This window comes from Microbacterium sp. Ru50 (assembly GCF_002920555.1).
Taxonomy (GTDB): domain Bacteria; phylum Actinomycetota; class Actinomycetes; order Actinomycetales; family Microbacteriaceae; genus Microbacterium; species Microbacterium arborescens.
Map to the genome: position 1 here is coordinate 48,453 of NZ_PQSV01000003.1, position 13,420 is coordinate 61,872.

The window sequence follows — 13,420 nt, forward strand, 5'->3', positions numbered from 1 at the left end:
CACCGAAAACCCCGACGAAAGGTAAGACATGAAGAATCGATGGAGATTCTCGCTCGGTCTGATCGGCGTCGTCGCGCTGACGATGGCAGCCCTCCCGGCGACCGCCGCTCCGACACCGCCCGCGACGATCGACGAGGCGTTCGACGAGCTGACGTCCGAGTGGCTGCCCGCAGCCGGGACGTGGGAGGCAGCGGACGGCGTCGCGAGAGTCGTGCAGCCGGGGTCGTCACGAGGGTCGATCCTCGCGCTGACCGGCCGCGGCCTCGACCAGGCGGCGACCGCGACGGTGACCTTCTCCGCTGCGGGCGGGGGAGCCAGCGCGTGGGCGGGCTTCACGGTGCGTCGCACCGGAACCGCCGACGACTACACGCAGTCCGGTTACACCGTTCTCGTCCGCAACAGCGGTGAGCTGGCGCTCATCCGCGCCGCCGGTGACGGTCAGGTCGCCGTACTCGGCACCGCGCAGACCGACGCTCGCCCCGGGTCCGGCCCGGTCACGGTCACGGCGTCGCTCGACGGCGAGCGGATGCGGGTCGGCCTCGGCGGCGCCGGGGAGGCGACGACGCTGATCGACGTCACGGACGGCGCCTTCTCGGGCAGCGGGTTCGCCCTCGCGGCGCACCGAGACGTCCGGATGTCGGCCGCCTCCGTGCAGCTGTCGGGCGTCATCGATCGGGCTGAGCCGGTGCCGACCGACTGCGTCGGCTGGTCGGGGACGCCGGCGACGGATGCCGGCCGCGGCGAGGTGCTCGTGAGCGGCGCCCGCGTCGAGGCGGTATCGGCGCGCATCGCGGCGGGCGAGCAGCCGCAGGCGTTCGCGTACGCACGTTTGATCACCGCTGCCGACGCGGGTCTCGAGCGAGCGCCCGCCCCGCCGACGACGTTCTTCGTGCCGTTCTTCTACAACGATCCGACCGCGCACCGTGCGGCACGGGATGGGCTGCAGAACGACGCGAACACCGCCTACGAGCTCGCGTTGGCGTATCGCCTGTCGGGCGATGCCCGCTACGGTGCGCATGCCGCGCAGTTCATCGACGCCTGGACCACGACGGTCGAATGCGTGCGCACCCGCGAAGATTCCGCGCTCGCCTTCAGCTACCACTTCCCGGCTTTCATCCATTCCGCCGAGCTGCTGCGCGGCACGTCGGTGTGGAGTGCGGCCTCGGAGGCCGTGTTCGCCGGCTTCCTGCGCGAGACGGCGTCGCCGGTCGCGGCGTCGATCCTTCACCGCACGAACAACTGGGGCAGCTGGGCCCTCGAGACGACGACCGCCGTGGCGGCGTACCTCGACGACGAGGTGGGGCTCGACGCGGCGAACACGCGCGCCGTCGAGCTGCTCGAGCACCAGATCGACGAGAACGGGCACCTCCCGGAGGAGGTCGATCGGAACAACGGCGTCGGAGACTACGGCATCTGGTACACCCATTTCTCGCTGCTGCCGCTCTTCCTCGTCGCCGAGACGCTGTCGGCGCACGGGTACGACGTACACGCTCACGTCAACGCGAACGGGCGCGGGCTCGCCGACGCCGCGGACGCCGCGACGGGATGGGTCGCCGACCCGGCATCCTTCCCCTATTACACGGGCGACCCGGCGAAGCTCGCGAATGTGCGAACCATCGACTACCTGCGCGACGCGGGGGTCCTGGCGCACAGCATGAGCTACTTCGAGCTGGCGCAGAACCACTTCCCGACGGACCAGCGCGCGGCGCTGCTCGCCGAGGAAGGGCCGATGACGACGATCCACTCGGCGCCGTACCTGAGCCTCACCCACGGTGGACTCGCCGACGTCACGGCGGCACCCGGTGAGGGTGAGCCGGGCGCGGGTGAGCCGGGCACGGGCGAGCCGGGAGGGGGAACCCCCGGCGGCACGGGTTCGCCGGGAGGGTCGTCGGGAGGCTCGTCGGGCACCGGTCCGGCCGGGGCGCCGGCCGGTGGCTCGGACGCCCGGGCGATCGGCTCGCTCGCGGCATCCGGAGGCCAGGTCTCGCCCGCGCCGCTGGCGCTCGCCGCAGGGCTGAGCCTCGTCGGCCTGCTCCTCATCGTCGCGCGGGTGCGCCGGCGAGCGGTCACGACGCGGGGCTGAGCCCGGTCTGCCGCGATCCCGGATGCAAGGGATCGCGGCAGACACGCCGTGCCGGCGGCATCCTGGACGGGGTGTCGGATCGGATGCCGTGCATCCCGGTGCCGGTCAGAGGGTGAGCAGCACCTTCGTGGCGCGGCGCTCGTCCATGGCCCGGTAGCCCTCGGCGGCATCGTCGAGCGGCAGCGTCAGGTCGAAGACGGCGCCCGGGTCGATCGCCCCCGACATGATGAGTTCGATCAGCTCGGGGAGGTACTGCCGCACCGGGGCGGGGCCGCCATGCAGATGCACGCCCGATCCGAAGAGCTCGGCGCCGGGAAGCTCGACGTCGTGCGAGACCCCCACGTATCCGACGTGACCGCCGGCGCGGGTGGAGCGGATCGCCTGCATCATCGACTCCTGCGTGCCGACCGCTTCGATCACGGAATGCGCGCCCAGGCCGTCGGTGAGCTCCTTGACGCGAGCGACGCCGTCGGCGCCGCGCTCCTCGACGATGTCGGTCGCGCCGAAGCGGCGGGCGAGCGCCTGACGGTCGGCGTGGCGCGACATCGCGATGATGCGCTCGGCCCCGAGCTGCTTTGCCGACAGGATGCCGAGGAGGCCGACCGCTCCGTCGCCGACGACCGCGACCGTCTTGCCGGGGCCGGCCTGAGCAGCGACGGCGGCGAACCACCCGGTGCCGAGCACGTCTGATGCTGCCAGCAGGCCGCGGATCTGGTCGTCGGTGGGCTGGCCCGGGACGACGACGAGCGTGCCGTCGGCCAGGGGGACGCGCAGGCGTTCGGCCTGCGAGCCGAGACGGCCCATCGGCACGCGGTCGACGCAGTGCGACTGGTAGCCGTCGCGGCAGATCTCGCAGGTGTTGTCGGAGGCGATGAACGAGCCGACGACGAAGTCGCCGACGGAGAGTCCGCTGACATCGTCGCCGATCTGCTCGACGACGCCGACGTACTCGTGCCCCATCGGGATGGGGCGCTTGATGGCGTCTTCGCCGCGATAGGGCCACAGGTCGGAGCCGCAGATGCAGGCCGCCGCCACGCGGATGACGGCATCCGTGGGCTTCTCGATGACCGGGTCGGGGCGTTCCTCGACGCGGACGTCGCCGGGGGCGTGCATGATGACTCCGCGCATGGTGGTTGTCCCTTCGTAGCGGTGATCCCATTCCACCTCATGCGAGGGCCAGCGGGTCCCTCCTGGCCAGCCATGAGGGTTGCGTGGCATCATGCGGGCTCACGCTGCGAGGACGGTTCAGGGGCGGCCGGGCGATCTCCCGCCCGGAGCGGCGCCCGCCGTCGGGGTCGTGGTCGTGTCGACTCGCGCCGTGAGTGAGACGCCGTACCCGGATGACGTGTCTCCTGAGACCGTTGCGAGCTGGAGCGCGCCGCCGTCGTCGCCGAAGACGTTGTCGGAGGCGAGCGACACCTGCTCGAGGTTGCGCGCGGAACCGCTGTAGGCAGGGAGCGCGTAGACGGCGGTGCAGATGTCCTCGGGGAGGGCGACCTGGGATGTCGCGACGGCGTTCGCGGCGTCGGTCATCGCCGACGTGTCGGGGTACACCTCGAAGTGGATGTGCGGCCACCGGCCCGTGTAGCAGGCGGGGATGACCGAGGTGAAGGTGACGACGCCGGATGCGTCGGCAACCTGCACGCCGCGCAGGTAGGTCTCGTTCTCGACCCCATTCGAGTACATCGAGTACCCGCCGGCGGCGTCGCAGTGCCAGACGTAGACCGCGGCACCCGCGAACGGGACGTCGCCCCGGGCCGTGTCGAGGATCGTGAGCCGGAGGGTCATGGGCACGCCATCGGCCGTCGTCCCGCCTTCGAGCGACGATCGGATGTCGCTGCGGACGATTCCGGACCGCTCGAGGATGTCGGGTCCGTTCGACCCGTCGCCGGGGTAGGGGCCGGCGGTTTCATCGGGGATCTCACCCGCCGGCAGGCTCGCGCCGGCGTCCGGCGTCGCGGGTGGTGTCGACGCCGCCGGTGATGCCGGTGTCGCGGTGGCCGACGCCGACGGCGAGGCGGTCGCCGTGGGAGTGCAGGCCGCGAGAGCTGCGGCGCCCAGTCCGAGGCCGGCGAGGCTCAGCACGGAGCGGCGGCTCATCAGCGTGCGGATGTCGAACGGGGCGCCCTGGTCGACGACCTCGTCGTCGGCGCGGTCGAGCAGACGGCCCTCGTAGGCCGGCCCTGCGGGCGTGTGGTCGGGTTCGGGGATGCGGTTCACGTCGGACTCCTCGGTCGGTTCGACCACCGAGCATCGCCGGTCAGCCCATCCGTATCGTTGGGTGGACCTATGCGCCGGATATGAGACCCGCCCCAGACGCCGCGCGGTCAGAAGGGTGGTCTGTCCGGTGGCGGATCGGCGGTGTCGATGGTGAAGCACACCGCGGGTATGGGTACGTCTTCGCGGTAGACCCGTCCGAGGGGTGAGGTCCATTCCAGGACTCCGCCGCCGAGCTGCCGGACTTCCCATTTCGTGAATTGCTTCATCGAATGGTGCCGCTGGCAGAGGTGGGCGAGGTTGAAGATGTGGGTGTGCCCACCCAGGGCGTAGTCCATCGTGTGATCGAGTTCGCAGCGGATCGCCGCTCGTCGGCATCCGGGGAACCGGCAGTGCTGATCCCGCGCCATCAGAAGTTTCTTCATCGACGCGGTGGGCCGGTAGGTGTCGATCTCGACCGGGCTCCGGGTGACGGGGTCGATGAAGAGCCGGTCCCACTCGGACACCTGCCCGGCGAGCTGCCGTGCCGTGTCGGCATCGATCAGCGCAGCGCCCACAGCTTCGGCGGGGTTGTCATCGCGCCCCATCAGCGTCTCTGCGGTGACGGCGACCTGCACCCGGGCTCGGATCGCCCCGAGCCCACCGGGCCGGTCGGTGCCGTAGGTCGGGTCGACAACCGGTGCTCCGCCGAGGACGAGGTCGCCGAGGATGTCGGCCCGCAGCTGGTCCATCGTCCGCGTATCGGCCGGCTCGCTCTCCCCGACGGGGGCCGCGCCCGCAGCATCCGTCCCGGCGGCGCCCGCGCCCGTCTCCGCCCAAGCGTCCTTCACGGACTGTCCCATCTGCGTGAGCCGGTCGAGCATCCCCGCCGCGATCACCGTGGGCAGACTGGCGACGAGGTTCGACATCCCATCGGCCCCGTGGAACACGCGTACGCACCGTTCCGCCGCCGCGGTCTTATGCCGCTCGGTGAAGGCCTGCGGGTGCAACCTGGCCGCCAGAGCCTCCAGCGCACCGCGCACCCGGGAGGGCACATCCCGCTCGCACACCGCGATGGCGGCTTCCGCGTACTCTGACCGCACCTCGTCCGGCACCTCGGCGCCGACCCGCACGACCACGTCGACGTGTCCGCGTTCGATCCGCCGTGAAACCCACGCCTCGAACACCGCGGGGTAGTCGTCGATGACGGTCATCGCATGGTCGATCTCACCCTGCAACCGCCGGTCGGTGAGCCGCGCCATCCCTGCGGCTTCGGCCGCGACCGACCGCAGCTCCATGTCCGACGCCATCCCCCGCACCCCGTCACGCTGCGCCTCACGCAACGCCGACCGACCCAGCTCCGCCAACGCACGAACCCGCGAGACATCAGCCGCATGGAACTGGTCGAGCGCCTCCGCGAACACGGAGAACGCGTCGGCGTGCGGCGACGCATCTGCGGCACCGTCGCGCCCGAGCCCTCCACCGTCGTTCGATGTCATGTTCCCATAATGTCAGCGACCTCCGACATTGGAGGTGGATATACGTTCGACGGTGGATAAGTCGCGACGTACGCGAATTGTGCAGGAATCGCCATGCCCGCCGACAGCAGAAACCGCGAAAAGGCGGCATGACGAGCTGACTCATCCTGCTGTCAAGAGGATGCGGCTGGGGGGCAGCCGCGGGCACCATCGCACCATGAGTGACGACGACGACCAGACGCGGCACGAGTTCCGCGAGGCCGTGAACATGAGCCCCGCCGAGCTCGAGAAATGGCTCGATACCGACGAGTCGAAGAAGGTCGGTCAGAAGGACGGCGGCGGCGAGTCGACGGGCCACCAGTCGGGCCGACGCATCGTCGACCTCCTCCGCACCAAGAAGGACGAGCTCACCGAATCGGACCTGAAGCACATGCGGAAAGTCGTCGGCTACGTCAACCGGCACCTCGCGCAGCGCCCCTCGGGCGACATCACCGAGACGGCCTGGCGCTATTCGCTCATGAACTGGGGCCACGACCCCGCGAAGAAGTGACTGCCTCCGCCGAGCGGGCCTCCGCCGCGCGGGAGAATGGAGCCGTGAGCATCCCCGCGTCCTCAGGTCTGACCGAGCTGCCCGAACCGCGATTCGTCCTCGTGGGCGAGGACGGCCACCGCATCGCCACCTACTCGTGGGGAGAGGACGACCTTCCGACGGTGGTCGTCGTGCACGGGTTCGCGTCGAACACGAAGGACAACTGGGTCTCGACCGGGTGGGTGCGCGACCTGCAGCGCGCGGGCTTCCGCGTGCTCGGTCTCGATCAGCGAGGACACGGTGCGAGCGACAAGCCGCATCGTGCCGCCGACTACGACCTGCACCAGCTCGCATCCGACGTCGAAGCTGTGCTCGACACCTATCTCGTCGACACGGCGATGTACGTCGGCTACTCGCTGGGCGCGCGTGTGGGCTGGGAGGTGCTCCAGGACTTCTCCGCGCGCATCACGCGCGGCGTGCTGGGCGGCGTGCCCGACGGCATCCCGCTCGCGCGCCTCGACATCGATCAGGTGCGCGCGCTCGTCGAGAACGGCACCGAGGTGACCGACCCCGTCACGCAGAACTACGTGCGGCTCACCGAGCGCGTCCCCGGCAACGACCTGCGGGCGCTGCTGGCGATCGCCGGCGGCATGCGCGCCTCCGGCACCGTCGATCCCGACCCCGCGAACGCGCCGGAGCAGCCCGTGCTGTTCGCCACGGGATCTCGTGACGCCATCATCGAGGGATCGAAAGCGCTCGCCGCCGCGACGCCGCAGGGACGCTTCGTCGAGATCCCCGACCGGCACCACTTCAACGCACCGGGGTCGCGGGTGTTCCGCCAGACCGCGATCGAGTTCCTCACGGAGGGATGACGCCGTATCCGCCCGGGCGCCGGCTGCGGCGTCACGACGACGCGCGCCGATACGCGTCGCCGAGCCATCGGTCGTAGGTGAGCCACGGATCGGATGCCGCCGCCCGTACCGTCTCGATGTGCTCGGTCAGCGGGCTCACGAGGGTGAACCACTCGCCGCCCTCGCGGAATGCGGCGAACTCGCGGTGCCGCTGCTGCTCGAGCGACCGCCCGCCGCGTTCGAATGCGAGGAGCTCGTCGTGCCGGATGGCGGCGAGCCGCTGCCGTGGCCGCTCGCTCGTGCCGATCTTCACGCGGGCGCCGAATCGCAGGTAGTAGACGACGGCCACGACCGGGCGGGGCAGGTCGGCGTCGAAGGCGTCACCCAGACGCCATCCGCAGCGCCGGCACACCCAGTGCCCCGTATCGGGGCTCACGCCGCCGGAGCGTCCGCCGCACAAGCGGCAGGCGGACGGCATCTCGGATATCAAGGAGGCGGGCACGACTCCAGGATCGCGCCCGCCTCCGACATCCACCCGTCAGACCGTGACGACGATCTTGCCGCGGGTGTGCCCCTCTTCTAGACGGGCGTAGGCGGCGGCGGCGTCGTCGAGCGGGAAGGTCTCGGCGACCTCGACCCGCAGCGAACCGTCGGCGGCGAGACGCGCGAGCTCGGCGAGCTGGGCGGCATCCGGGCGAACCCAGATGTAGTTGCCGCCGAACTCGGATGCCGCCCGCGGGTCGGCGATCGAGGTGACGACACCGCCCTCGCGCAGCAGGTCGCGCGTGGAGTCGAGCGAGCTGCCACCCGCGAAGTCGAGCACGACGTCGACGCCGTCGGGAGCGATCTCGCGCACCCGGCCGGCCAGGCCGTCGCCGTAGACGACGGGCTCGGCGCCGAGCCCGCGGAGGTAGTCGTGGTTGCGCTCCGACGCGGTGCCGATGACGCGCGCGCCACGCAGGCGGGCGAGCTGAACACCGAACGATCCCACTCCGCCGGCCGCGCCGTGGATGAGGACGGTCGACCCCTCTCCGACGGCCGACCGCTCGATCGCCTGCAGCGCGGTCAGGCCGGTGAGCGGAATCGCAGCGGCCGCGGTGAAGTCGAGACCGTCCGGCTTGCGCGTGGCCGTGCGCACGGGGACCGCCATGTACTCGGCGACCGAGCCGCCGCTCACGACATCGGCGCGCGCGTAGGCCAGCACCGGGTCGCCGACCTGGAACTCCGGGGTGTCGAGACCGACCTTCTCCACGACTCCGGCGACGTCCCACCCCGGGACGGCGGGCAGCTGGACGTCGAGCAGGCCCTGCAGGTACCCCTCGCGCACTTTGTAGTCGACGGGGTTCAGACCGGCGGCGATCACGCGCACCACGAGGGTGTCCGGCCCGATGTGGGGCATCTCCCGCTCGGTGATCTCGAAGCGGTCGTTGCCGCCGAACTCGTTGTACGTCAATGCCTTCATGTGCGGGGGCAACGTCGATGCCGTCCGGAGGATTCCCCGGCGGGATGCCGCCCGGCGGGCGGCGTCTCGGGCCGGAAGCGTAGAATCGGGGGGATCCCGTTCTGAATCGCGAGAGTCCGCCGTGTCTGCAGCATCCGCCGCCCGCACCTTCGAGGTGCGGCATGTCCAGCTCGCGCGCGCCCTTTTCGCGGCCGTCGCCGCCGTGATGATCACCTTCTCGCCCGATCACTCCGCCTCCGTCGGGATGTCGGTATTTAGCGGCTTCGCGACAGCGACCGCGATCATCTTCTTCGTCGGAGCCTGGCTGACGAGTCCCGCGGGCCGCCGCGGGCTTCCGATCGCGCTCGGGGCACTCACCCTCATCGCCGCGATCCTCGCCGGCATCCCGCCGCTGCGGACGCCGATCGGGTTCTTCGCCGTCGTCATCTCCTGGGCCGCCGTCACGGGCCTCATCGAGCTGGTCGGCGGCATCCGCGGGCGACGCTCCGGTGCCCCGGCCGCCCGCGACGAGGTGCTCATCGGCGCGATCACCCTGCTGCTCGTGGCCGGCCTGCTGCTGGTGAACCCGGCCTACCGTCTCGACTACGTCATCGAGGAGGCCGGCGCCTTCACGCTCACCGGCATCACCATCGGGGTGGGACTGTTCGGCGGCTACGCCGCGATCGTCGCCGTGTTCCTCGGAATCGCCGGCTTCTCGCCGCGGCGCGAAGAGATCGTGCCCGCGGCATCCGTTCCGTCATCCCCCTCGTCCGATCCGGAGGTCGCATCGTGAGCGGCGAACACCCCACCCGCCGCGAGATCATGCGCCCGGTCCAGCTGCTGGGCCTCGCGTTCGTCGCGGCGATCTTCTCGGGTGTCATCACCCTCGTGTCGATGGGGGCGTTCCAGTCGATCCCGCGCGAGTCGGTCGAGCGTGCCGTCGTCGTGGCCCTCGTCGTCGCCGGCATCGCCTTCATCGCGACGCTCGTGATCATCGCACTGCTGATGCTCGCCGTCGATCCCGCGCAGGTGAGCAAGCGTGTCGACCGCCCGGTTCTGTACCCCGACGAGTCCGAGACTCCCGACGACCCGGCCCCCGGCACGTCGCCTCGGAGCTGAGCGACCGCCGAGCGCGTACCGTCCACACCAAAACGCACCGCCCCCCGAGCGTTCTCGGCGGGGCGGTGCGTTTTCGGCGTCAGCCGAGGCTTGAGACCAAGTCGTCGGCGAGGCCTGCGTAGGTCGCGGGGGTCAGGGCGAGCAGGCGCTCTTTGGCGGCATCGCCGATGTCGAGGCCGCGCACGAACTCGGCGAGCTCCGGTCCGCCGACACGGCGACCGCGGGTCAGGTCCTTGAGCAGCGCATAGGGGTCGGTGATCTGCGAGCGGCCGGCGGCGATCTCGGCGCGGACGACGGTCTGGATCGCCTCGGCCAGCACCTCCCAGTTGGCGTCGAGGTCGGCCAGCAGCACGTCGCGCGAGAGGGAGATCTCGGTGAGCCCGCGCTGCAGGTTGTCGAGCGCCAGCAGCGAGTGCCCGAAGGCGACGCCGATGTTGCGCTGCGTCGTCGAGTCGGTCAGGTCGCGCTGCATGCGGCTCGTGACGAGCGTCTGCGCGAGCGTGGCGAACAGGCCTCCGGAGATCTCGAGGTTCGCCTCGGCGTTCTCGAACCGGATGGGGTTGATCTTGTGCGGCATCGTCGACGACCCCGTCGCGCCGGCGACGGGGATCTGCGCGAAGAAGCCGAGCGAGATGTAGGTCCAGATGTCGGTCGCGAGGTTGTGCAGGATGCCGCCGGCGTGCCGCACCCGGTCGTAGAGCTCGACCTGCCAGTCGTGCGACTCGATCTGGGTGGTCAGGACGTTGAAGTCGATGCCGAGGCCCTCGATGAACGAGCGCGAGAGCTCGGGCCAGTCGACGTCGGGCTCTGCCGCGAGATGCGCGGACCAGGTGCCGGTCGCCCCCGAGAACTTCGCGAGGTACTCGCCGCCCTCGATCTGCTTCGCGACGCGGGCGAGGCGCCAGGCGAACACGGCGATCTCCTTGCCCATCGTCGACGGGGTGGCGGGCTGGCCGTGGGTGCGCGAGAGCATCGGGGCATCGCGGTGCTCTCGGGCGAGGTCGCCGAGGGCGCCGATGACGGCGTGCAGCTTCGGCAGCCAGACGTTCTCGACGGCGCGCTTGACGGTGAGCGCGTAGGAGGCCGAGTTGATGTCCTCGCTCGTGCACGCGAAGTGCGTCAGCTCGGCGATCGCGTCGAGGCCGAGGGCCGACAGCCGGTCGCGGACGAGGTACTCGACGGCCTTCACGTCATGGCGGGTGACGGCCTCCTTGGCGGCGAGCCAGTCGATCTCCGCCTGACCGAAGTCGCGGTACAGGCCGCGCAGCCGCGTCTTCTGCTCATCCGCGAGGGGCGAGCTGCCGAACAGGCTCCGGTCGGTCAGGGCGATGATCCATTCGACCTCCACCTCGACGCGTGCGCGGTTCAGACCGGCTTCGGAGAGGTAGTCGGCGAGGGATCCGACGGCGGCGGCGTATCGGCCGTCGAGCGGGCTCAGGGGCTGCGGGGGCAGAGAGGTCACGAGGCTCCATTCAGTGTGAACGGGCGCTCAGGACGTGGTGCGGATCGCGGGTTCGAGCTGCCGGAAGAGCGCCCGGCTCGCGCTCTCGATCATAGCGAGCACCTCGTCGAACATTCCGGCGTCGCCGTAGTACGGGTCGGGCACATCGAGGTCGCCGCCGGCGTGCGCGTCGAACGACATGAGGAGGCCGAGCTTGTCGGTGTCGGCCGTCGTACGCGCCCAGTTCGACAGCACGCGCTCGTGCGAACGGTCGAGCGCGACGATGAGGTCGGATCGGTCGAAATCCGTCAGCGTGAAGCGACGGGCCCGGTGCCCCCGCCCGTCGTATCCGCGGCGTTCGAGCGCCTCGAGCGTGCGTCCGTCCGCGGGCTCGCCGACGTGCCAGTCACCCGTTCCCGAGCTCGCCGACACGACACGGTCGCCGAGCCCGGACTGGTCGATGAACCAGCGGAAGACCACGTCGGCCATGGGGGAGCGGCAGATGTTCCCGGTGCAGACGAACATGACGCGGAAGGGCTCGGCGCGTCGGGTCACCGTCCCATTGTGGAGGATGCGGCCTTTCCTGCACAGATGTATCGCCGACGTTCGTCGTCCCCCAGCGGGGACGAGGGCGGTCCGTGCGGCTCCCCGCACCGGCATCGTGAGGGGCATGCCTCCGCCTGAGCCGCTCGTTTCGAACGCCACGCCACTCGATACCGCCCCGGTGCTGACGCTCGAGATGATCGCGGCGCTGCGCCCGCGCCTGACCGCCCTGCGCGACGAGGTGGACGCGATCCGACGCCGCGCGGCCGAGCTCGAGCACGACACGGCCTGGCGCGCCCGCGCCGCGCGCGAGTACCGCGAGCGGCTCGCCGCGTGGCGCGAGCGATCGGATGACGCGGCGATGCGCATCGACCGCCTCGACGACGAACTGCACCGGGTGCAGACCCGGCTCGTGGCGGGAGGCCCGTGAGCGACGACTCCCTCGACATCCGCGACGGCGGGGTCATCGCGGTCGATACGGAACAGCTCCGTCTCGCGGCATCCGTGCTCCTCGGCCTGTCGACGGAATGCGACGTGCTGAGGTCGATGTTCGAGACGGCCGCTCGCGAGCTCGCTGCGCACGATGCGACCGCGTGGCCCGCAGCGGCCTTCGCCGCTGACCTCACCCAGCTCCTCGACGCGCTCACCGCCGAGGCCTCGGCTCTCGCCGGAAGACTGCGGGATGCCGCGGACGTCTACGACATCGTCGAGCTCGAAGCCGCACGGCGGGCTGCCGAGGGTGGCGACCGTCGCGTGACGGATCTGCTCGACCGCCGGATCTTCGCGGCCCGCGACCGTTCACCGACGGCCGCTTCGCGTGCCGACCTGCTGCTGACGACCTGGCCGCTGCTGCGGCACGGCGAGCTCCAGCGCCAGATCGGCGGAGCCGCCGTTCCACTGGGCCTGCTCGGGGGAGCCGCCGTCGCGGCGGGCGGTCTCGCGCTGACCACTCTCGGCGCCCTGGGGCTGGGGCGTGCGACCCCCGATCGCGGCGGGTCCGCGCCGCCGCAGGTCGTCGAGGTCACGCGGTCAGCGGTTCGCGAGGCGGGCGCGGCGGCGCCGGGCACACTCGCCGCGCTCGCGGAACGCATCCCGCGCGAGGGCGATCAGGTTCGCGTCGAGCGCTACACCCTCGCGGGAGGCGAGCGCCGTTTCGCCGTCTTTGTCGCGGGAACCCGATCGCCGCTCGGATTCGGCGGCCGCGAGCCCTTCGACATGTCGTCGAACGTGCAGCTCTACGCGGGCCGCAGCTCGGCGTCGTACGAATCGGTGGTGAGCGCCCTCCGCGCCGCCGGCGCGCGGCCGGGAGACGCCGTGCTCGCCGTCGGGTACTCGCAGGGCGGCGCGATCACGTCACGCCTCGCGGTCGACGGGCCCTTCCGCGTCGTGGGCAACGTGACGTTCGGCTCTCCCGTGCAGGCCGATCCCGGCGAGGCCACGCTCCAGGTCACGGTGCGCCACACCGACGATCTCGTCCCGGCGCTGCAGTCCGGCGGCCACCCCGATCGTGCGGGCGCGGCGGGCAGCATCGTCGTCGAACGGGTCGCCGACCCACCGCCCGGCATCGCGGACGTCGCGCTCGGTGCCCACTCGATCGACGCCTACGGCGACACCGCCGCGCTCGCCGACGCCTCGGACGACCCCCGCGTCGATGACGTCCACGAGCGCATCGCGGCCTTCGGGGGCGACGAGCCGGCCGAGGTCACGACCTACCGCGTGCGGAGGCCCGACTGATGGTG

General features: G+C 71.2%; 14 protein-coding genes. 7 read left to right on the forward strand and 7 right to left on the reverse strand.

Going from position 1 to position 13,420, the window contains the following annotated elements; genetic code table 11:
* Positions 1–28: 28 nt before the first annotated feature.
* A complete protein-coding gene (locus tag C3481_RS12375) occupies positions 29–2,083 on the forward strand; it encodes an alginate lyase family protein (RefSeq protein ID WP_103842586.1) in 2,055 nt (684 codons plus the stop codon).
* Positions 2,084–2,188: 105 nt separating this feature from the next.
* On the opposite strand, the gene C3481_RS12380 is transcribed toward C3481_RS12375, so the two are convergent.
* The 3 genes from C3481_RS12380 to C3481_RS12390 form a co-directional block, all read right to left on the reverse strand.
* Positions 2,189–3,211 (reverse strand): zinc-dependent alcohol dehydrogenase family protein, encoded by a 1,023-nt coding sequence (locus tag C3481_RS12380; RefSeq protein WP_103842588.1) that lies wholly within the window; start codon positions 3,209–3,211, stop codon positions 2,189–2,191.
* A 117-nt stretch (positions 3,212–3,328) separates the two neighbouring features.
* Entirely contained in the window at positions 3,329–4,303 is a 975-nt protein-coding gene (locus C3481_RS12385) for an intradiol ring-cleavage dioxygenase (protein WP_064955872.1), read from the reverse strand.
* A 107-nt stretch (positions 4,304–4,410) separates the two neighbouring features.
* Entirely contained in the window at positions 4,411–5,778 is a 1,368-nt protein-coding gene (locus C3481_RS12390; RefSeq protein ID WP_103842590.1) for an HNH endonuclease signature motif containing protein, read from the reverse strand.
* Between the two features lie 196 nt (positions 5,779–5,974).
* On the opposite strand from C3481_RS12390, the gene C3481_RS12395 reads away from it, so the two are divergent.
* Both C3481_RS12395 and C3481_RS12400 read left to right on the forward strand, forming a co-directional pair.
* Positions 5,975–6,307, forward strand: coding sequence for a DUF3140 domain-containing protein (locus C3481_RS12395; RefSeq protein WP_103842592.1), 333 nt, complete (start codon positions 5,975–5,977; stop codon positions 6,305–6,307).
* Between the two features lie 44 nt (positions 6,308–6,351).
* Positions 6,352–7,158: an alpha/beta fold hydrolase gene (locus C3481_RS12400; RefSeq protein ID WP_023953620.1), complete on the forward strand. Its 807-nt coding sequence runs from the start codon at positions 6,352–6,354 to the stop codon at positions 7,156–7,158.
* Between the two features lie 31 nt (positions 7,159–7,189).
* Here the strand turns inward: C3481_RS12400 and C3481_RS12405 are convergent, their stop codons facing one another.
* Entirely contained in the window at positions 7,190–7,573 is a 384-nt protein-coding gene (locus C3481_RS12405) for a GIY-YIG nuclease family protein (RefSeq protein ID WP_258039117.1), read from the reverse strand.
* 102 nt (positions 7,574–7,675) lie between these two features.
* Entirely contained in the window at positions 7,676–8,599 is a 924-nt protein-coding gene (locus C3481_RS12410; protein ID WP_103842596.1) for an NADP-dependent oxidoreductase, read from the reverse strand.
* A gap of 121 nt (positions 8,600–8,720) precedes the next feature.
* Here C3481_RS12410 and C3481_RS12415 point away from each other — a divergent pair, with 121 nt between their 5' ends.
* Complete coding sequence (locus tag C3481_RS12415) at positions 8,721–9,371, forward strand: hypothetical protein (RefSeq protein ID WP_023953623.1); 651 nt, start codon at positions 8,721–8,723, stop codon at positions 9,369–9,371.
* Positions 9,368–9,697, forward strand: a complete 330-nt coding sequence (locus C3481_RS12420; protein WP_023953624.1) for a hypothetical protein — start codon at positions 9,368–9,370, stop codon at positions 9,695–9,697. The genes C3481_RS12415 and C3481_RS12420 overlap by 4 nt, the downstream gene beginning before the upstream one ends.
* Before the next feature lie 79 nt (positions 9,698–9,776).
* On the opposite strand, the gene purB is transcribed toward C3481_RS12420, so the two are convergent.
* Together purB and C3481_RS12430 are read right to left on the reverse strand one after the other, a co-directional pair.
* Complete coding sequence (purB, locus tag C3481_RS12425) at positions 9,777–11,159, reverse strand: adenylosuccinate lyase (RefSeq protein WP_103842598.1); 1,383 nt, start codon at positions 11,157–11,159, stop codon at positions 9,777–9,779.
* 27 nt (positions 11,160–11,186) lie between these two features.
* Positions 11,187–11,663, reverse strand: a complete 477-nt coding sequence (locus C3481_RS12430; RefSeq protein WP_036305536.1) for a low molecular weight protein-tyrosine-phosphatase — start codon at positions 11,661–11,663, stop codon at positions 11,187–11,189.
* Positions 11,664–11,808: 145 nt separating this feature from the next.
* Between C3481_RS12430 and C3481_RS12435 the strand changes: the two genes are divergently transcribed.
* Both C3481_RS12435 and C3481_RS16435 read left to right on the forward strand, forming a co-directional pair.
* On the forward strand, positions 11,809–12,111 hold the full coding sequence (locus C3481_RS12435) for a hypothetical protein (RefSeq protein WP_146053648.1): 303 nt from the start codon (positions 11,809–11,811) through the stop codon (positions 12,109–12,111).
* Positions 12,108–13,415 (forward strand): hypothetical protein, encoded by a 1,308-nt coding sequence (locus C3481_RS16435; RefSeq protein WP_146053649.1) that lies wholly within the window; start codon positions 12,108–12,110, stop codon positions 13,413–13,415. Before C3481_RS12435 ends, C3481_RS16435 begins: the two co-directional genes overlap by 4 nt.
* Positions 13,416–13,420: the final 5 nt, after the last annotated feature.

Excerpts from the sequence above, each read along its gene's own strand:
- C3481_RS12435 (WP_146053648.1), top strand. The coding sequence starts at position 11,809 with ATGCCTCCGCCTGAGCCGCTCGTTTCGAACGCCACGCCACTCGATACC.
- C3481_RS12430 (WP_036305536.1), bottom strand. The coding sequence starts at position 11,663 with ATGTTCGTCTGCACCGGGAACATCTGCCGCTCCCCCATGGCCGACGTG.
- C3481_RS12390 (WP_103842590.1), bottom strand. The coding sequence starts at position 5,778 with ATGACATCGAACGACGGTGGAGGGCTCGGGCGCGACGGTGCCGCAGAT.
- C3481_RS12410 (WP_103842596.1), bottom strand. The coding sequence starts at position 8,599 with ATGAAGGCATTGACGTACAACGAGTTCGGCGGCAACGACCGCTTCGAG.
- C3481_RS12395 (WP_103842592.1), top strand. The coding sequence starts at position 5,975 with ATGAGTGACGACGACGACCAGACGCGGCACGAGTTCCGCGAGGCCGTG.
- C3481_RS12380 (WP_103842588.1), bottom strand. The coding sequence starts at position 3,211 with ATGCGCGGAGTCATCATGCACGCCCCCGGCGACGTCCGCGTCGAGGAA.
- C3481_RS12375 (WP_103842586.1), top strand. The coding sequence starts at position 29 with ATGAAGAATCGATGGAGATTCTCGCTCGGTCTGATCGGCGTCGTCGCG.